This is a genomic window from Bradyrhizobium betae (genome assembly GCF_050632175.1).
GTDB classification, from domain to species: domain Bacteria; phylum Pseudomonadota; class Alphaproteobacteria; order Rhizobiales; family Xanthobacteraceae; genus Bradyrhizobium; species Bradyrhizobium betae_B.
The window spans coordinates 6,176,705-6,196,193 of record NZ_CP192576.1 but is presented as its reverse complement, the minus strand read 5'-3'; the positions used below and the strand labels follow the sequence as shown (position 1 = coordinate 6,196,193).

The following is a 19,489-nucleotide window of genomic DNA, read 5'->3' as shown; positions in this document are numbered from 1 at the left end:
CCCCTGTATTTTGTAGTCTTGTTTTGCCGCGAGTGTCGCAAGGCTGCGTGCTGCTGGCAAGCGCCGCGATTTTCCGCACGGTGAAACGGCGATCTGGAACCTAGACGGTGCGGCGCAGCAGATTCAGGAAGCGCCCGTCGATCACGAGCAGCGCACTGCCGATGACGATCGCGCCCGCGATCTCGCGCATGGAGATCGGCTCGCCCAGCACCAGCCATCCCAGAAGAATGGCGGTGACGGGAATGAGCAGCGTCACCAGCATGACGCTGCTCGCGCCGGAACGCCGTATGATCTGAAAGAAGACGATGTAGGCGAGCGCCGTCGACAGGGCAGCGAGCCCGAGGACCGCGAGCCAGGTCGTGAGGCCCGGCATCGGAAGATGCCACGGCTGCTCCACCACGCCGGCGACGGCCGCCATCATCACCGTCGACGCCATCAGCTGAAACGTCGCCGTTCCAAGCGGCGTCGAATCCTTCAACAATCGCCGCGCCGCCAGTGCCGCAAAGCCGTAACTGAGCGCGCCGCCGAGGCAGAGCAGAATGCCGAGTTCCTGCCACGACCGCGTCTCGATGCCCCATCCGCGCAGGATGACCACGCCGGCGAGGCCGAGCGCCACACCGGCCACCCGCCGCATCTGCAAGGCCTCCTCGCCCGCGATCGCCATGACGATCACCGTGAACAACGGCGTGGTCGCATTCAGAATCGACGCCAGCCCGCTCGGAACAAAAGTCTGTCCGATCACGATCAACGAGAACGGGATGACGTTGTTGAGCAGTCCGATTGCAACGAACGGCTTCCAGCCCGTCATGCCCCTGAGAAAGCTGATGCCCTGCATGCGGAGAAGCGGCAGCAGAATGGCCGCACCGAGGACAACGCGCAGGAACACGAGAGTCAGTGGCGGCAATTCCCGCAATGCCGCGCCGTTGAAGAAGAACGACCCGCCCCAGAGGACCGAGAGCACAGCGAGCAGCGACCAGTCCCGCGCGTCGATCCGGTTGTCATTGGGGGACATGGCGTCTCATTTCAGCGGAAGAGACTGCCGCGTAAGACGATGCGGCAAAGATCGCCACCCGATTTCCGATATTCGACCGCTCAGAACGGCTTCTTCGGCCGCGACACCAGCTCGATCATCCGGCCTTCATCGTCATCAGGCATCGCGGCCTTCGCCTGCGCGTACGCCTCGACCGCGGCGCGCGAGACCAGCGGCTTGTCGGCCAGCAGGCTCTCGGCGAGCTTCACCGCGTAAGCGGCATCCTTGTGCCGCAGCGCGGCGGTGAAGGTCGCACCGCTGAAATCGCGGGCGACCATGCGCCTGGAGTGGCGCTGCACCTGCGGGCTTGCGGCCACGCCCGCCTGGATCGATTCCAGCACGAGGTTCATGTCGAGGCCGGCCTGCTCCGCAATGGCGAGACCTTCGGCGAGGCCGGCGATCTGGATCGCGCCCATCAAATTGTTGATGAGCTTGTAGACCGTGCCGGCGCCGACCGGTCCGAAATGGCGGATGGTCGAGCCGATGGGATCGAGATAGGGCCGCGCGCGATCGAGGTCAGCCGCGTTGGCACCCACCAGCAGCGTCAGTTTCCCGCTGGCTGCCGCATCCGGCAAACCCGTCACGGGACAATCGAGATAGATCAGGCTGCGCGCGTTGAGTTCGCGGCCCATCTCGCGGGCGTGGTCATGGGAGACGGTGGAGCATTCGATAGCGATGGTACCAGCCTTCGCCGTCTTGGCCGCGCCATTGGGCCCAAGCCAGACCGCGCGCGAGGCTTCGTCGTCGGCCACCATGGTCACGACCGCGTCGGCGTCGATCGCGGCATCCTCGGGCGAGGTCGCCCAATGTGCGCCGCGCGCGATGAGGTCTTCGGCTTTTGCCTTGCTGCGATTCCACAGCGTCACCGTGAAGCCGGCATCGAGATAGCGGCCGGCCATGCCGCGGCCCATCCGCCCAAGTCCGATGAAGGCAACGCGCGGCATCAGTCGACGTCCTCGATGTCGGCACCGGGGGTGCCGAAAGCGCGCTGCGCCAGCGTCGCGGCCATGAAGTCGTCGAGCTCGCCGTTGAGCACGCCCGCGGTGTCGGAGGTCTGCACGCCCGTGCGCAGATCCTTCACCATCTGGTAGGGCTGCAGCACGTAGGAGCGGATCTGGTGACCCCAGCCGATATCGGTCTTGGCGGCCTGGTCCGCGGCAGCCTTCTCCTCGCGCTTCTTCAGCTCGATCTCGTAGAGGCGCGCACGCAGCATGTCCCAGGCCTGCGCCTTGTTCTTGTGCTGGGAGCGGCCGGCCTGGCAGACCACGGCAACGCCGGTCGGGATGTGCGTCAGGCGCACCGCAGATTCAGTCTTGTTGACGTGCTGGCCGCCGGCGCCGCCCGAACGCATGGTGTCGACGCGGACGTCGGATTCCTTGATGTCGATCTTGATGCTGTCGTCGATGACCGGGAACACCTGCACGCTCGAGAACGAGGTGTGCCGCCGCGCGTTGGAATCGAATGGCGAAATGCGCACCAGCCGGTGCACGCCCGCCTCCGTCTTGAGCCAGCCATAGGCGTTATGACCGGAGACCTGGATCGTCGCGGACTTGATGCCCGCTTCTTCGCCCTCGGACTCTTCGAGGAACTCGACCTTGAAGCCGTGCGTCTCGGCCCAGCGCGTGTACATGCGCAAGAGCATCTGCGCCCAGTCCTGGCTCTCGGTGCCGCCGGCGCCGGCATGGACTTCCAGATAGGAATCGAAGCGATCGGCCTCGCCCGATAGCAGCGCCTCGAGCTCGCGCCGGGCGACTTCCTTCTTGAGGGCTTTCAGCGCAGCTTCAGCTTCAGCCACGACACCGGTATCGCCCTCGGCCTCGCCGAGCTCGATCATGCCGATGTCGTCTTCGAGCTCCTGCTCGACCTTGCCGATGCCGGACAGCGAATCCTCGAGCCGAGGTGCGCTCCTGCATCAGCTTCTGGGCCTTCTGGGGATCGTTCCAGAGGTTGGGATCTTCTGCGAGCTTGTTCAGCTCAGCGAGGCGCGCCGTCGATTTCTCGACGTCAAAGATGCCTCCTCAGCAGCCCGACTGACTGCTTGATCTCTTCTACCAACCGTTCGATTTCGGCGCGCATGTCGTTCTCTGATCTCGCGGAATTGTCTCCGCGTGCAATTGAGATCGCGGTGTAGCGGCGGCGGCCGCAAAGCGCAACCGCCGCGGCCGCGATCCTCCGCCTTATACGCTAGTACAGCCCGCCGGTGCCCGGCCGCATGAAGAAGCCGGAATCCGGCTGCTGCTGTTGCGACGCCGGCATGCGGCCGTCGGCATCGGCAACGCCGATGACCGAGTAATTGTCCGGCGGCGCCGTGCCTGGCTTGAAGGCCTCAAGGATGGTTCCGCCGGTCTCGCCGGGGCCGGCGCGCATGCCGGTCTTGGCGACGACGCGGACCAGCTTGATGCCGGCGGGCACCTTGAACGGCACCGCCGGCTTGTCGGCGAGCGCGAGCTGGAGGAAGTCACGCGCGATCGGAGCTGCCAGATGGCCGCCGGTCGCGGCGTTGCCCTTGCCGAGCGGTCGCGGCTTGTCATAGCCCATATAGATCGCGACGGCGACGTCGGGCGAGAAGCCGACGAACCAGGCGTCCTTGGCCTCGTTGGTGGTGCCCGTCTTGCCGGCGATCGGCTTGCCGACCGCCTTGACCACGGTCGCGGTGCCGGCCTGGACCACGCCTTCCATCAGTTCGGTGATCTGATAGGCGGTCATGGAGTCCAGCACCTGCTCGCGGCGGTCGATGAGCTGGGGCTCGGCCTGGTTCTTCCAGCCGCCCGGCGCGTCGCAGCCGCGGCATTCGCGCTGATCGTGCTTGAAGATGGTGTGGCCGTAGCGGTCCTGGATCCGGTCGATCAAGGTTGGCTTCACCCGGCGGCCGCCATTGGCGAGCATCGAATAGGCCGTGACCATGCGCATCGCCGTCGTCTCGCCGGCGCCGAGCGCGTAGGAGAGATAGTTCGGCAGTTCGTCATAGACTCCGAAGCGGCGGGCATATTCGCCGATCAGCGGCATGCCTATGTCCTGCGCAAGCCGCACCGTCACGGTATTGAGCGACTGCCGCAGCGCGTTGCGCAGCGTCACCGGTCCCTGGAACTTGCCCGAGGAGAAGTTCTCAGGCCGCCACACGCCGGCACCCTGGCCCTGGTCGATTTCGATCGGCGCGTCGAGGACGACGGTCGAGGGCGTATAGCCATTGTCGAGCGCGGCCGAATAAACGATCGGCTTGAACGACGAGCCCGGCTGACGGTAGGCCTGCGTGGCGCGGTTGAACTGGCTCTGATCGAACGAGAAGCCGCCGACCATCGCGAGCACGCGGCCGGTCCAGGGATCCATCGCCACCATCGCACCGGACACTTCCGGAATCTGGCGCAACCGGTACTGACCTTCGACCGGCTGTCCCTCCTTGCTGTAGAGCGGATCGGCATAGATGACGTCGCCGGGCTGCAGCACCTGCGCGACCGAGGTCGGGGTCTTGCCCTTGGCGTTGCCCTGGGCCGCCCTCGCCCACCGCACGCCGTCGGCCGTGATGAGGCCGGTCTCACGCTGCTTGCTCACGGCGCCGCCGAGTTCACGGCTCGGCTGGAAACCGATCCGCGCCGACTGGTCGCTGGTCTCCAGCACCACCGCCATGCGCCACGGCGAGATGTCGGAGAGCGACTTGATCTCGGCAAGCTTCACGCCCCAGTCGCCCGAAATATCGAGCTTGCTCATGGCGCCGCGATAGCCCTGCTGCTCGTCATAATTCACGAGGCCGGTGACCATGGCCTTGCGCGCCATGACCTGGATCTTCGGATCGAGCGTGGTACGGACGGAGAGCCCGCCCTCGTAGAGCTTCTTCTCGCCGTAGCGCTCGAAGATGTCGCGGCGGACTTCCTCGGCGAAATACTCGCCGGCGAAGGTGTGAGCACCGTTGGAGCGGCTGGTGACGGCCAGCGGCTCCTTGCGGGCCTTGTCGGCGTCGGCCTGCTTGATCCAGCCGTTCTCCAGCAGACGATCGATCACGTAATTGCGGCGCTCGATGGCGCGGTCGCGGTTGCGGACCGGATGCAGCGTCGCGGGCATTTTCGGCAGCGCGGCCAGATAGGACGCTTCGGCGACGGTCAGCTCGTTCACCGACTTGTCGAAATAGACCAGCGAAGCGGCCGCGATGCCGTAGGCGCCGAGGCCGAGATAGATCTCGTTCAGATACAGCTCGAGGATCTTGTCCTTCGAGTAGGTCTTCTCGATCCGCATCGCCAGCAAGGCTTCCTTGATCTTGCGGGCGAAGGAGACCTCGTTGGTGAGCAGGAAGTTCTTGGCGACCTGCTGGGTGATGGTGGAGGCGCCCTGCGGACGGCGGTTCGAGCCGTAATTCTGGATGTAGGCCATGCCGGCGCGCGCCATGCCGGTGTAGTCGATGCCGCCATGTTCGTAGAAATTCTTGTCCTCGGCCGCGAGGAACGCGTTGATCACGAGCTTCGGCACCGCCTGGATCGGCAGATACAGCCGCCGCTCCTTGGCGTATTCGCCGAGCAGCGAGCCGTCGACCGCGTGCACGCGGGTCATCACCGGCGGCTCGTAATCCTGAAGCTGAGAGTAGTCCGGCAAGTCCTTGGAGAAATGCCAGATCAGGCCTGCCACGGCCCCGACACCGACAAGGAACACCACCGTTCCCGCGGCGAACAGGAAGCCCATGAACCGCACCAGCAAGCGCATTATCTGTTTATCCGTTCAATCCTGGCGCCGCTCAATGGCGCTTTCCAACGAAGCAATTCACCAAAACTGCCAGCTTACATTGACGCCAAGCCCCGGCTGGTCCGCCGGAAGGATTTTCGCTGATTCCTCGTTTTATAATGCGTCCGCTGTGGCCAAACTAGGGCTTTGGGCGGGTCAGGCAAAGTCCCTTTTTGCGATTCGGGTTGCTGGAGGCATCGGTGCCGTCCTAATGGACTACCATAATCCGCCAGTACCCGGGCGCATGATGAAACCGGTCTCGGGCGGCAACTGCGGTGTGCGGCCGTCCTCATCGGTCATCCCGATCGCGGAATAATTGTCCGAAGGTGCGGTACCGGGCTTGAAGGCCTCGAGGATGGTTCGGCCGGACTCGCCCGGCACCGCCCGCATGCCGGTCTTGGCATCGACCCGGACCAGCTTGATGCCGGCAGGAATCCGGAATGGCGTCGCCGGCTTGTCCGCCAGCGCCAACTTCATGAAGTCCCTCGCAATCGGGGCAGCCGTATGGCCTGCCTGGGCACTTCGGCCAAGGCTGCGAGGCTTATCGTAGCCGACGTAGAGTCCGACGACGAGATCGGACGAGAAGCCTACGAACCAGAGATCCTTTGCATCGGAGGTGGTCCCCGTCTTCCCGGCGATCGGCTTGCCGACCTCGCGCAGGGCCCCGGCCGTGCCGCCCTGCACCACGCCCTCCATCATCGAGGTGATCTGGTAGGCCGTCAAAACATCAAGAACCTGCTCGCGGCGGTCGATCAGTTGGGGCTCGGCCTGGTTCTTCCAGCCGCCCGGCGCGTCGCAGCCGCGGCATTCGCGCTGATCGTGCTTGAAGATGGTGTGGCCGTAACGGTCCTGGATGCGGTCGATCAGGGTCGGCTTCACGCGACGGCCGCCATTGGCGAACATTGAGTAAGCCGTGGCCATACGTATCACTGTGGTTTCGCCGGTGCCGAGCGCATAGGAGAGATAGTTCGGCAGTTCGTCATAGACGCCGTACCGCTTGGCGTACTCTCCGATCAGGGGCATACCGATGTCCTGCGCGAGCCGCACGGTCACCGTGTTGAGCGACAGTCGCAGCGCGTTGCGCAGCGTGGTTGGACCTTGATACTTGCCCACCGAGAAATTGTCCGGCCGCCAGACGCCGGCCTGCCCCTGATCGATCTCGATCGGCCCATCGACGAGCACACTCGATGGCGTGTAGCCATTATCGAGCGCGGCCGAATAGACGATTGGCTTGATAGTTGAGCCGGGTTGCCGGTAGGCCTGCGTGGCGCGGTTGAACTGGCTCTGATCGAACGAGAAGCCGCCGACCATCGCGAGCACGCGGCCGGTCCAGGGATCCATCGCCACCATCGCGCCGGACACTTCGGGAATCTGGCGCAGCCGGTACTGACCTTCGACCGGTTGTCCCTCCTTGGAGTAAAGCGGATCGGCATAGATCACGTCGCCGGGCTGCAACACCTGCGCGACCGAGGTCGGGGTCTTGCCCTGGGCCGCCCTCGCCCACCGCACGCCGTCGGCCGTGATGAGGCCGGTCTCACGCTGCTTGCTCACGGCGCCGCCGAGCTCACGGCTCGGCTGGAAACCGATCCGCGCCGACTGGTCGCTGGTCTCCAGCACCACCGCCATGCGCCACGGCGAGATGTCGGAGAGCGACTTGATCTCGGCGAGCTTCACGCCCCAGTCGCCCGAAATATCGAGCTTGCTCATGGCGCCGCGATAGCCCTGCTGCTCGTCGTAATTCACGAGGCCGGTGACCATGGCCTTGCGCGCCATGACCTGGATCTTCGGATCGAGCGTGGTGCGGATAGAAAGACCGCCCTCGTAGAGCTTCTTCTCGCCGTAACGCTCGAAGATGTCGCGGCGGACTTCCTCGGCGAAATATTCGCCGGCGAAGGTGTGGGCACCGTTGGATCGGCTGGTGACGGCGAGCGGCTCCTTGCGAGCCTTGTCGGCGTCGGCCTGCTGAATCCAGCCGTTCTCCAGCAGGCGGTCGATCACGTAATTGCGGCGCTCGATGGCGCGATCATGATTCTTCACGGGATGTAGAAGGGCTGGCGCCTTCGGCAGCGCCGCGAGGTAAGAGGCCTCGGCGACGGTGAGTTCGTTCACGGACTTGTCGAAATAGACCAGCGAGGCGGCTGCGATGCCGTAGGCGCCGAGACCGAGATAGATCTCGTTCAGATACAGCTCGAGGATCTTGTCCTTCGAATAGGCCTTCTCGATCCGCATCGCCAGCAACGCTTCCTTGATCTTGCGGGCGAACGAAACCTCGTTCGTTAGGAGAAAGTTCTTGGCAACCTGCTGGGTAATTGTGGAAGCACCCTGCGGGCGACGGTTCGAGCCGAAGTTCTGGATCAGCAGCAGCCCGGCACGAGCCATGCCGGTGTAGTCGATGCCGCCATGTTCGTAGAAATTCTTGTCCTCGGCTGCGAGGAACGCGTTGATCACGAGCTTGGGCATCGCCTGGATCGGCAGATACAGCCGCCGCTCCTTGGCGTATTCGCCAAGCAGCGAACCGTCGACCGCATGCACGCGGGTCATCACCGGCGGCTCGTAATCCTGGAGCTGAGAGTACTCCGGCAAGTCCTTGGAGAAATGCCACATCAAGCCAGCCGCGACGCCAACGCCGGCCAAGAAGACAACCGTTCCCGCAGTGAACAGGAAGCCCAGAAATCGCACAAGAAAGCGCATTATGTGACGATCTACCCAGTCCGGAGCGCCAAGCGAAGCGCCACCCCGATATTGCACATTCACCAGCCTACGCAATCACATCAGGCCGGACCTGGAGACACTTGCCGAACGGGATTGTCGTCGTTCCCAGGCCTCCTTCGGACGGTTCTATAAGGCGGGCGCTGTGGCCAAACTAGGGCTCCAGCGGTCCCGGCATTCCTCCGTCAATTCCCCGCCCCGGCCGTCGCCATCCGCTTGGTCAGGAACCCGTCGATCGCCTGCGCCATCGCGCCAACGGCCTTGGACCGCCAGCCCTCCGAGACCAGATGCTCCAGATCGCCCTTGTTGGAGACGTAACCTATCTCGACCAGCACCGACGGCACGTCGGGCGCCTTCAGCACCCGGAAACCGGCCGACTTCAGGGGATGCTTGTGCATCCGCACGGTCGACTTCATTTCACCCATCAAAAGGCGGGCGAAACGGTTTGAAAAGGTGCGGGTTTCCCGTTGAGTGAGGTCGATCAGGATATCGGCGACATCGGTCGGCTCCTCCGCGAGGTTGAAGCCCGCGATCGCGTCCGCCCGGTTTTCCGCATCCGCCAGACGTTGGGCCTCGGCGTCGGAGGCCTTGTCGGACAGCGTGTAGATCGTGGCGCCCTGCGCATCGCCTTCCGCGCGCGGCAGCGCGTCGGCGTGAATGGAGACGAACAGCGCGGCCTTGAGGTTACGGGCGACTTTGGTCCGGTCGTTGAGGGGGATGAAGGTGTCGTCGTCCCGCGTCATCACCACGCGGTATTTGCCGGCCTTTTCCAGCTTGTCGCGGAGCGCCAGGCCGAAGGCGAGAACCAGGTTCTTCTCGCTCTCGCCGCTCGACTGGGTGCCGTTGTCGATGCCGCCATGACCGGGATCGATCACGACGACGGGGCGGCCATCGGCTTTCTGCTGCGCCGCCTCGGCGGGGGCGGCGGGAACCGTCGCGGGCGGCGCGTCGGCGATGGCGGGCCTCAGCTCGGGGCGGCTTTCCGGCGGCAGCAACTGCACGAAGGCAGCGCGATCGACCTCCTCCAGCTCGAGCACGAGCCGGGCCGGCTGGCCGTTGGCCGCCTCCAGCACGTACGAATTGGCGATCTTGGCCGGCCCCGTCAGGTCGAACACGATTCGCGATCCGCCGGGCATGACCAGCCCATAGCGGAAGGCCTTGACCAGTCCCCGCCCCCGGCCCCGGTGCCGGCGGGCAGTTGAAAATTGACCTGGGGAACGTCGACCACCACGCGGTAAGGGTCGGCGAGCATCACCGCGCGGAACGTGACGGCCTGATCGATATCGAGGATGAAGCGGGTCTGCTTGCCGTCGCCGGCCAGCCGGGCGGCCGAGGCGACGGGAAACTTGACTGCCGCAACAGAGGGTTGCGCCTGACTTTCCGCGGCCTTCAGGCGCGAAGAATCAGCACATGGCAATGCTGCGGCGCAGAGAAGCGCGCATCCCAGCAAAACCCTTTGATTTGCGCGGCTCGCCACCGATTCCGTGCCTCCGAGCAGCCCTTTTAAGGCAATAGAACTACAGGGTTAAACGATCCTTAATGACGAAGGCGCGAAAGTTGCCGACTGTGACTGCCGTGCGACGCTCCTTGCACGGATGGTCCATTCCACGTATGTACGGAGTGCTGACGGCCGATATTTCCGGTTGTGTCGCATTCAGCCTCCCGGTGCAGCGCCGGAACTCTCAAGGTTTGGGAATTCCAGCGTTTTCCGTTTCTCTCAAAGACCAGCGCGGTGCGCGGCAGCGAGATGAAGCGGGGCAAGTACCGGCGGTGGACGGTCCCCGGTTACCACTATGTGTCCGGGACGGTTCTGACAGCGGCGTAACCCGTTACCCGGTCCCTTAATCCCAAGGGGGCGGTTCGTAATCCCAAGGCGAGCGCGCTCGCGCCATGCCTGGCCAGCAGCAACTGATTGAAGGGCGGCCTCGCCGCCCAGGTTTCATACGGGCCGACGCTTGATGCGCCAGACTGTGCCGACGAATTCTGAAGGACCATTCGCGACGCTGCGGAGAGACAATCCCGCGCGCCGCTTCGGCCCTTCGGCTTCCGGTCCGGCAAGGCGCGAGAGACGGCGTTTCGGCCTTCCCCTCACCCCCGAATCAGGTGGACCGTCGCGTCACCCGGCAGCGCACATCATGGCGCCCACGGTGAATCGCGCCCGCCGCCGCCAAGAGCTAAGACATGCCCAACAAGATGTTGATCGATGCCACCCACCCGGAAGAGACCCGGGTCGTCGTGGTCCGCGGCAATCGCGTCGAAGAGTTTGATTTCGAGACCGCGCAACGCAAGCAACTGCGCGGGAACATTTACCTCGCCAAGGTCACGCGGGTCGAACCCTCGCTGCAGGCCGCCTTCGTCGAGTATGGCGGCAACCGCCACGGCTTCCTCGCCTTCAGCGAAATCCATCCCGACTATTACCAGATCCCGGTCGCCGACCGGCAGGCGCTGATCGAGGCCGAAGAACAGGCCCATCGCGAAGCCGAGGAAGAGAGCGATAACCGCTCCCACGGCCGCCGCCGCTCACGCCACCGCAACTCCCGCCGTCGCAGCCAGGGCGAACGCGTCCGCAGCGACATCGTCGAAGGCTCCGACCTGGCGGCCCAGCCGGTCGAGGGCGAGGCACGGCCGGAGCACGCCGAAGGCGCATTGCACGAAGGCGAGCATCTGCACGCCGATGCGGAGCTTCATGGCGAGCACGAAGGATACGATCACCACGACCACGACCATGGCGAACATGATCACCACGACGATCATCATGCCCATGATGGCGATCACCATCACGCCCACGATCACGATGATCATGGTCATGACGGCGAGCACCATCATCACGGCCATGATCATACCGACGAGACCCCTGCGCCCGTCGCAGCCTTTGGTGCCGAGCCTGTGGTTGCGACCGAGGCCGCCGCCGAGCCGCACGAAGCTGCCACCTCCGAGGCGCACGCCGAGGCTCTGGCCGAAGCCGTGACCGCCGCGGCTGAACCGGCCGATGCCGTGTACGCCGCCGGCGAGAGCAATGAGGCCCCTCATCACGACTCCGATGAGGAGGACGACGAGGACGAGGATGACGAGGACGCCGAAGAGGAGGTCGTCGAGATCCGTCGGCGGTGACGACGTGCTCGAGGAGGTGCCGGTGCGCACCTTCCGCCCGCGCCGCCAGTACAAGATCCAGGAAGTGATCAAGCGCCGCCAGGTGATGCTGGTGCAAGTCGTGAAGGAAGAGCGCGGCAACAAGGGCGCGGCGCTGACGACCTATCTCTCGCTCGCCGGCCGCTACGCCGTGTTGATGCCCAACACCGCGCGCGGCGGCGGCATCAGCCGCAAGATCACCAGCGCGCAGGACCGTTCCCGCCTGAAGGAAGTGGTGCAGGACCTCGACGTGCCCGAGGGCATGGGCATCATCCTGCGCACCGCGGGCGCTGCCCGCACCAAGCCCGAGATCAAGCGCGACTTCGAATATCTGATCCGGATGTGGGAGACGGTGCGCGACCTGACGCTGAAGTCACAGGCCCCGACCCTCGTCTACGAGGAAGGCTCGCTGATCAAGCGCTCGCTGCGCGATCTCTACAACAAGGAGATCGACGAGATCTCGGTTGCCGGTGAATCCGGCTACCGCGAGGCGCGCGACTTCATGAAGATGCTGATGCCCGCCAATGTCAGCGCGGTGAAGCAGTATCGCGACGGCCAGCCGCTGTTCTCGCGGATGGGCGTCGAGAGTCAGCTGGACGCGATGTTCTCGCCGACGGTGCAGCTGCGCTCCGGCGGCTATATCGTGATCAACCAGACCGAGGCGCTGGTCTCGATCGACGTCAACTCCGGCCGATCGACCCGCGAGCATCACATCGAGGACACCGCGCTCAAGACCAATCTGGAGGCGTCCGAAGAGGTCGCCCGCCAGCTTCGCCTGCGCGACCTCGCCGGCCTGATCGTCATCGACTTCATCGACATGGACGAGAAGCGCAACAACCGCGCCGTCGAGCGCAAGCTGTCCGATTGCCTCAGGCAGGATCGCGCGCGCATCCAGGTCGGCCGCATCTCGCATTTCGGCCTGCTCGAGATGTCGCGCCAGCGCATCCGCGCCAGCGTGCTGGAATCGTCGACCGATCCCTGCCCGCATTGCGGCGGCACCGGCCATGTCCGCTCGGTGTCCTCGGTGGCGCTCCAGCTGCTGCGCGGCCTCGAAGAGATCCTGATGAAGGGCGCGACCCACAATCTGGTGGTCCGCACCCGCACCGACGTCGCGCTCTACGTGCTGAATCACAAGCGCGGTCATCTGCGCGATCTCGAAAACGGCTTCAAGGTCTCCCTGGCGGTCATCGCCGACCCCAGCGTCAGCGGCCCGCAGGCCTATGTCATCGACCGCGGCGAGCAGGTGCACACGCTCGAGGCCGCCAAGGCGCTGCTCGCAGCGCAGGTGGCCGCGAGCCCGCCGCCGCTCATTGAAGAGCCCTATGACGACGAGGAGTTCGATCCGGAGACCGAATCCGAGGTCGAGACCGAGGAGACCGAAGGTCTCACCGAAGAGCAGGCTGCCGGCGACGCAACGACCGAGCAGGACGGCCAGCGCCGCAAGCGCCGCCGCCGCCGGCGCGGCCGTGGCCAGCGCGATGGTGAACTTCGCGAAGACAGCCCGCCCACCCTTCCCGAACCTGCCATCGCGGCCGGCGAAGGCGAGGAGGACACCGAGTCCGAACAGGACGGTGGCGAGGACGGCGAGGAGCAGGCAGCCCGTGGCGATCAGCAGGGCAACGGCGATCGCCGCCGCCGGCGCGGTCGCCGTGGCGGACGCCGTCGGCGCGGTGGCAATGAGGAGGGTCTCGCCGGCTCCATCGGCGACGATCTCGGCGGCCATGCGCCGCCGGAAGCAACCGAGGCGGTCGCCGATTTTGACGGGGCGAACGACGAGGCTGCGCCCTCGATTGCGCATTCCGAACACATCAGCGTCCCTGAGCCGCAGGTCGCTCAGTCCGAGCTACGCTTTGAGCCGCAAGCCGAAGCGCCGGCCCAGCCTCAGCCCGCCGTCGCAGAGGAAGAGCCCGTCGACGACAAGGCCGCGCGGCGCCGCTCAACGGTCCGCGAAAAGGTGAGCTTCCTGTCGAGCAGCGCGAGCGAACCCGCAGCGCCGGTTGCGCCGGAGCCCGCGGCTCCGCCTGCACCTGAACCCGCACCGGAAGCGGCGACTGAAGCATCGACCGCACCGCGCCGCGCCGGCTGGTGGTCGCGGCGCTTCGGCGGCGGCGAGTAAGCCGGGCAGAGAATAAAGAACGCCCGGCCAAGCCGGGCGTTTTTCGTTTCAGGATTCGGCTGAGCGCTACGACGGCAACTCGTCATCTCCGAGCGCCGCCACGTCGCGCGCAGCGATCTGGCGGAGCTGGTCGTAGAGATCGGGCGCCTCGCTGGTACAAAGGCAGACGCCGGTCGCGGACGGTGCGTCGCCAGCGTTGAGGTAAGCGTGGCCCATGGTGCTGTCGAGATAGATGCCGTCGCCGACCCGAAGGATCTCCGGCGCATAGAACTCGGTGTGGACGGCGACGCATCCGCTCGTCACCAGAAAATATTCCTCGCCGCCATGGCGTAGCAGCGGGCCAAACTCTTCCAGCGACCGCGCGCGAACCTCGGCCACGATCGGCACCATGCGTTTGCCGATCAGATCGGTGCATTGATACGTGTAGGTGTAGAACTTCGTATTGATCAGCTGGCCCTGTCCGGCCCGGCTGATGCTTCGCCGCGCGGTGACAGGCCGCCCCTGCGCCGGCGCTGCGACCGCCGGATTGAACAGCTCGGCGATCTCCATCTTCAGGCCCGCGGTGAGCTGGACCAGCTTGTCGTAGGTCAGCGACATCAGGCCGTTCTCGACCTTGGACAGGGTCGAGAGCGCCATGCCGGTCCGCTCCGCCACCTGCTTGAGCGTCAGGCCGCGCGCCTGGCGGGCGGCTTTGAGGCATTGGCCGAGCTGCGAAGTGGCCCCTTCGGGCGTCGTGATCTCGCTCATCCAGCGACCTTATCATAGTAGTAGGAAAAAATGTTGACCTATCGGTCTAATTTTTTCGGCCAAGCTTGGTCTCAGGCGGGACTTAGGGAAGCCTGCGGGCAGTGGAATCACGAATTGTGCATGAAACGTCGCTAGATGACGAATATTGGTGCGTTATCCTCGCTTTCCGATATGCTAAATCGTTTTCAGAATCTGAAAGGGATTGGCGTTGTCCGAGCTTTGCGATTCCAATGCGGTTGAGCTGCGTCGCCTGCTGGCCAACAAAGCGATCTCGCCTGTCGAGCTGCTCGAGGCCTGCTTGTCCCGCATCGCCGCCGTCAATCCCGCCGTCAACGCCGTCGTGACGCTGGACGAGCCGGGAGCGCGCGCCGCGGCCAAGGAGGCCGAGGCCGCCATCCTGCGCGGCGAGGATCGCGGCGCGCTGCACGGACTTCCCGTCCTGATCAAGGATACCCAGGACACCGCGGGGATGCGCTCCACCTATGGCAGCCCCATCTTGCGCGAAAACGTACCGGCCGCCGACCAGGGGTCGGTTGCGCGCCTCCGCGCCGCCGGCGCCATCATCTTCGGCAAGACCAACACGCCGGAATGGGCGGCTGGTGGCAACACCCGCAATCCCGTCTTCGGCGCGACCGGCAATCCCTTCGATCCCTCGCGCTCGGCGGCCGGTTCCTCCGGCGGCTCGGCGGTCGCGCTCGCCTGCGGCATGGCTCCGCTCGCCTCGGGCTCCGACACCGGCGGCTCCTTGCGCAATCCTGCCGGCTTCTCCGGCATCGTCGGCATGCGCCCTTCCTACGGTCTCGTGCCGAGCGAAAAGCGCATCTTCGGCTGGTCGAACCTGCCGACCGACGGGCCGATGGCGCGCAACGTCGCCGACACCGCATTGATGCTGTCGGTGATGGCGAGCGACGATGCCCGCGATCCCCTCGCCTACACCCTGCCCGGCGAGCCCGTGCGGGCGCGCGCCGAACGCTGGGCCAACCCGCGCCCCGCAGAGCTCGGCAAGCTGCGTCTCGCCTTCACCGAAGATTTCGGCTTCGCACCGACCGAGCAGGCGATCCGCCGCGTGTTCCGCCATCGCGTCGGCAAGCTCGCGCCGCTGTTCGCGGAAAGCCGCGAGGCCACACCCGACTGCACCGGCGCCGACGATGCCTTTGCCGTGCTACGCGCGGGTACGTTCCTGGCGACGCATGGCAAGAACTACAAGGAGCGTCCGGAGATGCTCGGTCCCAACGTGCGCGCCAATGTCGAGGAAGGCCTCGGCTACACGCTCGAGGACCAGGCGCGCGCCTCGACGACGCAGACGCGGATCTATCGTGCCTATCAGACCTTCTTCGCGCATTGCGACGTGCTGATCAGCCCGACCATCACGCTGAGCCCGCGGCCCTGGTCGGAGCCCTATCCCGTCGAGATCGACGGTGTGCCGACCAAATCCTATTTCCACTGGCTCGCGCTGGCTTACGCCGTGACGCTTGCGGGCCATCCTGCGATCAGCATTCCGCTCGGGCTCGATGAAGCCGGCCTGCCGTTCGGGCTTCAAATCGTGGGCCCGCGCGGTGGCGATGCCATCGTGCTCTCGGTCGCCGCGAGCATCGAGGCTGCGTTCGCTGACGATCTACAAATGCGCCGGCCCGTGCCTGACCTCGCACGGCTTGCCGCAGCGGCGCCGCTGTCGGCCGCGCCCGATTTTCTCACCTGGGAATGACCCGGTCCTGACAGGAGATTTCTGCCGATGCGAACTGCAATCATTCTCGGCGGCGGCATGGTGGGCGTTGGGGCCGCGCTCCATTTGCAACGGCGCGGTTGGTCGGTCACGCTGGTCGATCGCAGGGAGCCGGGCCGCGAGACCAGCTACGGCAATGCCGGCATGATCCAGGCGGAAGCCGTGCGGCCCTATCCGATGCCGCGCGACCTCGCCACACTCCTGAAGATCGCGACCGGCCGCACCAACGACGTGCGCTACAGCCTGTCCTCGCTTCACCTCCATATCGAGCCCCTGCTCCGCTATTGGTGGCATTCGGCGCCGAAGCGGCATCGCGAAGCGATCGAGGCGTGGGCACGCCTGATCGGCTATGCGACCGGCGAGCACGACGTTCTCATTCGCGAAGCCCATGCCGACAATCTCATCCGCCGCGCCGGCTACCGCGCGGTGTATCGCGACGCTGCCGCCCTGGAGCACTCGGTCAAGGACGCGGAAGAGGACCAGCGCGAATTCGGAGTGAAGTTTCGCGTGCTCTCCGGCAGCGAGCTCGCCAAAGCCGAGCCGATCCTGCGCGACGATCTGCCGGGCGCGATCCACTGGCTCGACACCTGGACCGTCTCCGATCCCGGCGCGCTGGTCACGGCCTATGCGGAGCTGTTCGAGCGTCTCGGTGGCGCCATCGTGCTCGGCGATGCACAGTCGCTGCGGCAGACCGCAACCGGCTGGTCCGTCGACACCGACAAGGGCCGCATCGACGCCGCCAACGCCGTGGTCACGCTCGGGCCCTGGTCGCCCGATCTTCTACAGAAATTCGGCTATCGCATTCCGCTGGTGCGCAAGCGCGGCTACCACATGCATTACAGCGGCGGCGCATCGCTCGACCTGCCCATGGTCGACAAGAGCAACGGCTATGCCATGGGTCCGATGGCCAAGGGCATCCGCATCACCACCGGTGCCGAGCTGACCGGCCCCGACGCACTCGCAACGCCGGTGCAGCTCGCCAGCGCAGAAGCCTCCGCACGCGAGCTGATCGACCTCGGCAAGCGCGTCGAGCCGGATCCGTGGTTCGGCACCCGTCCCTGCACGCCCGACATGCTCCCTGTGCTCGGCCCCGCCCCGCGCCATCCCGGTCTCTGGATGAACTTTGGCCACGGCCACCAGGGCTTTACGCTGGGACCCGCAACCGGACGCCTGCTCGCGGAGATGATGAGCGGCGAGACGCCGGCGATCGATCCGGCGCCATACCGGCCGGAGCGGTTCTAGATTTCGGTCTTCGCCGCGAGCACCGCGAGCGCGGCCGATATGCGCAGCAGCGGATCGTCCCATTCGCGGGGCCTGCACTGGCGGAACAACCGCATGGTCGGATACCACGGACTGTCCTCGCGATCGCGCAGCCAGCGCCAGTCGAGCGCGTAAGGCGTCAGCATCCACACCGGACGTCCGAGCGCGCCGGCGAGATGAGCGACCGACGTATCGACGGCGATGACGAGATCGAGCGCCGCGACCGCCGCCGCCGTATCGGCGAAATCGCCGAGCGCCGGCGCAAGATCGACGACGTCGTCGCCGAGCGCTGCCAGCACCTCGCCATCCTCGGGCCGCGGTTCCTTTTGCAGGCTGTAGAGCTGCACACCCGGCATCACGAGGCGCGGCAGTACGGCTGCGGCAGGCAGCGAGCGCTGCCGGTCGCCCTTGTGCCTGGGATTGCCGGCCCAGGCCACGCCAACTTTCAGGGCTGCGACATCGGCCAGCGCAGCACGCCAGCGCAACAGTCTTCCGGGATCGGCGTGCAGATACGGAATCTCGACAGGGATGCTGTCGAGCGTGGTGCCAAAAATCCGCGGCAGGCTCATCAGCGGCAGTTGCAGGTCGAACGGCGGCAGCGTCTGGCCGCGTGCGATGACGGTGACACCGGGAAGCTGCCGCAACAGCGAGGCCAGCGCGGGCTGAACCTGCAGGATGATCCTTCCGCCGCGCGCAGCCGCCATCGGCACATAGCGCACGAAATGCAGGGCATCGCCGAGGCCGTATTCGGCGAACAGCAGCAATGTGCGGCCGTTCAGCGGCTCGCCCTGCCATTCCGGCTCGGTGAACGAGGGATCGCCATCCGACAGCGTCTTGCATTGTCGCCGCCAGCGATAGGCCTCGAATCCTTTCACGAAGTCGCCGTTCATCAGCAGGAAGTGTGCGTGATTGTACTGCGCCAGCGGCTGCTCCGGATCGAGCGCGACCGCGCGATGCGAGACGGCCAGCGCCTCGTCGATCTCGCCGGCATTGCGCAGCGCCACCGCGAGATTGGCGTGGCCCTTGGCATACAGCGGATCGGCCACGACCGCGCAGCGGTGCGCCGCCACGGCATCCGCGACGCGCTCCTGCTTCTCGAAAATGATGCCGAGATTGGTCCAGGCCGGCGCGTGATCGGGCTTCAGCAGCAGGGCTTGTTCGCAAGCGGCGATCGCCTCGTCCAGCGTGCCGAGTTCGGACAGGCAGGCGCCGAGATTGCTTGCGATCAAATGATCCGCCGGATCGAGCGCCAAGGACTGCCGGTACATTTCGGCCGCTTCCGGCAGGCGGCCGGCCTCGTGCAGCACCAGTCCGAGCAGACGCAGCGCCGGCGCGTTGTCCGGCTGCAGCGTAACGACGCGCCGGTACTGGACGATGGCATCGTCAAGCAGTCCCTGCCGATAGAGCGTCGCGCCAAGATTGCCGGGAAGCCCGGGATCATCGGGATCGGCCTCGATTGCGCAACGAAAGGCAGTTGCGGCCTCGCCCAGCCTCGTCTGGTCCATCAGGAGATTGCCGAGATTGAGCCAGACGCCGCGATAATCCGGCTCCCGCGCGATAAGCCTCCTCCGCTTCGGTCAGCCGCCCCTGCTCCGCAAGCACGACGGCAAGATTGAAGCAGGCGCGCGTCAGGTGCGCGTCGAGCGCAAGCGCGCGGCGATAGGCGGCTTCGGCCTCGTCGAAACGGGCGAGCTCACCGAGCGCCACGCCGAGCTTGTTGTGCAGGCCCGCATCGTCCGGACGCCTGACCAGCGCGCGCCGGAATGCGGCCACGGCGCCTTCCTGCTCGCCCTTCACCGCAAGCGCATCGCCGAGCGTGACGAGTGCCGGCGCGTGCCCGGGATCGACGGTGAAGATGCGGCCGAGCAGCGCGGCGCCATCAGACGCGCGGTCGGTGACGAAGGCGGCCACGGCCGCAAGATGCAGCGCCCGCACATGATCCGGCTCTGCCCTCAGCACCTCCGCGCAGAGCGCGTCGGCCTCCTCCGGCCGCCCCGCCGCAAAATGCTCTACCGCCTGCAGCACAATCCGATCGACCACTTTGCCCACCACGCCGCTCGCCCCTTCG

Annotated in this window: 7 protein-coding genes and 4 pseudogenes; 3 read left to right on the top strand and 8 right to left on the bottom strand. The window is 65.8% G+C overall.

Going from position 1 to position 19,489, the window contains the following annotated elements; all coding sequences use genetic code 11:
* Nucleotides 1-100 precede the first annotated feature (100 nt).
* The 6 genes and pseudogenes from ACQ86E_RS29795 to ACQ86E_RS29770 all read right to left on the bottom strand — a co-directional run bounded on the left by ACQ86E_RS29795 (nt 101) and on the right by ACQ86E_RS29770 (nt 9,923).
* Nucleotides 101-1,012 carry a DMT family transporter gene (locus ACQ86E_RS29795; RefSeq protein ID WP_431203011.1) on the bottom strand — a complete coding sequence of 304 codons (912 nt, stop codon included), beginning with the start codon at nt 1,010-1,012 and terminating at the stop codon, nt 101-103.
* 80 nt (nt 1,013-1,092) lie between these two features.
* Nucleotides 1,093-1,974 (bottom strand): NAD(P)-dependent oxidoreductase, encoded by an 882-nt coding sequence (locus tag ACQ86E_RS29790; RefSeq protein WP_431206595.1) that lies wholly within the window; start codon nt 1,972-1,974, stop codon nt 1,093-1,095.
* Nucleotides 1,975-1,976: 2 nt separating this feature from the next.
* A pseudogene (locus ACQ86E_RS29785) lies at nt 1,977-3,106 on the bottom strand (hypothetical protein); the annotation flags it as partial.
* Between the two features lie 108 nt (nt 3,107-3,214).
* Entirely contained in the window at nt 3,215-5,719 is a 2,505-nt protein-coding gene (locus tag ACQ86E_RS29780) for a penicillin-binding protein 1A (RefSeq protein ID WP_431203010.1), read from the bottom strand.
* A gap of 234 nt (nt 5,720-5,953) precedes the next feature.
* Entirely contained in the window at nt 5,954-8,428 is a 2,475-nt protein-coding gene (locus ACQ86E_RS29775; protein WP_431203009.1) for a penicillin-binding protein 1A, read from the bottom strand.
* A 203-nt stretch (nt 8,429-8,631) separates the two neighbouring features.
* Nucleotides 8,632-9,923: pseudogene (locus ACQ86E_RS29770) on the bottom strand (N-acetylmuramoyl-L-alanine amidase).
* 704 nt (nt 9,924-10,627) lie between these two features.
* On the opposite strand from ACQ86E_RS29770, the pseudogene ACQ86E_RS29765 reads away from it, so the two are divergent.
* Nucleotides 10,628-13,691, top strand: a pseudogene (locus ACQ86E_RS29765) (Rne/Rng family ribonuclease).
* Between the two features lie 66 nt (nt 13,692-13,757).
* Here ACQ86E_RS29765 and ACQ86E_RS29760 read toward each other — a convergent pair.
* On the bottom strand, nt 13,758-14,438 hold the full coding sequence (locus tag ACQ86E_RS29760) for a helix-turn-helix domain-containing protein (RefSeq protein ID WP_431203008.1): 681 nt from the start codon (nt 14,436-14,438) through the stop codon (nt 13,758-13,760).
* Between the two features lie 208 nt (nt 14,439-14,646).
* On the opposite strand from ACQ86E_RS29760, the gene ACQ86E_RS29755 reads away from it, so the two are divergent.
* Nucleotides 14,647-16,143, top strand: coding sequence for an amidase (locus tag ACQ86E_RS29755; RefSeq protein ID WP_431203007.1), 1,497 nt, complete (start codon nt 14,647-14,649; stop codon nt 16,141-16,143).
* Nucleotides 16,144-16,170: 27 nt separating this feature from the next.
* A complete protein-coding gene (locus ACQ86E_RS29750) occupies nt 16,171-17,403 on the top strand; it encodes an NAD(P)/FAD-dependent oxidoreductase (RefSeq protein WP_431203006.1) in 1,233 nt (410 codons plus the stop codon).
* Here the strand turns inward: ACQ86E_RS29750 and ACQ86E_RS29745 are convergent.
* Nucleotides 17,400-19,473, bottom strand: a pseudogene (locus tag ACQ86E_RS29745) (tetratricopeptide repeat protein). The gene ACQ86E_RS29750 and the pseudogene ACQ86E_RS29745 overlap by 4 nt on opposite strands.
* Nucleotides 19,474-19,489 lie beyond the last annotated feature (16 nt).

Bases quoted from the DNA above. Each gene is read 5' to 3' on its own strand.
- ACQ86E_RS29795 (WP_431203011.1), bottom strand. From the start codon at position 1,012: ATGTCCCCCAATGACAACCGGATCGACGCGCGGGACTGGTCGCTGCTC.
- ACQ86E_RS29790 (WP_431206595.1), bottom strand. From the start codon at position 1,974: ATGCCGCGCGTTGCCTTCATCGGACTTGGGCGGATGGGCCGCGGCATG.
- ACQ86E_RS29780 (WP_431203010.1), bottom strand. From the start codon at position 5,719: ATGCGCTTGCTGGTGCGGTTCATGGGCTTCCTGTTCGCCGCGGGAACG.
- ACQ86E_RS29775 (WP_431203009.1), bottom strand. From the start codon at position 8,428: ATGCGCTTTCTTGTGCGATTTCTGGGCTTCCTGTTCACTGCGGGAACG.
- ACQ86E_RS29760 (WP_431203008.1), bottom strand. From the start codon at position 14,438: ATGAGCGAGATCACGACGCCCGAAGGGGCCACTTCGCAGCTCGGCCAA.
- ACQ86E_RS29750 (WP_431203006.1), top strand. From the start codon at position 16,171: ATGCGAACTGCAATCATTCTCGGCGGCGGCATGGTGGGCGTTGGGGCC.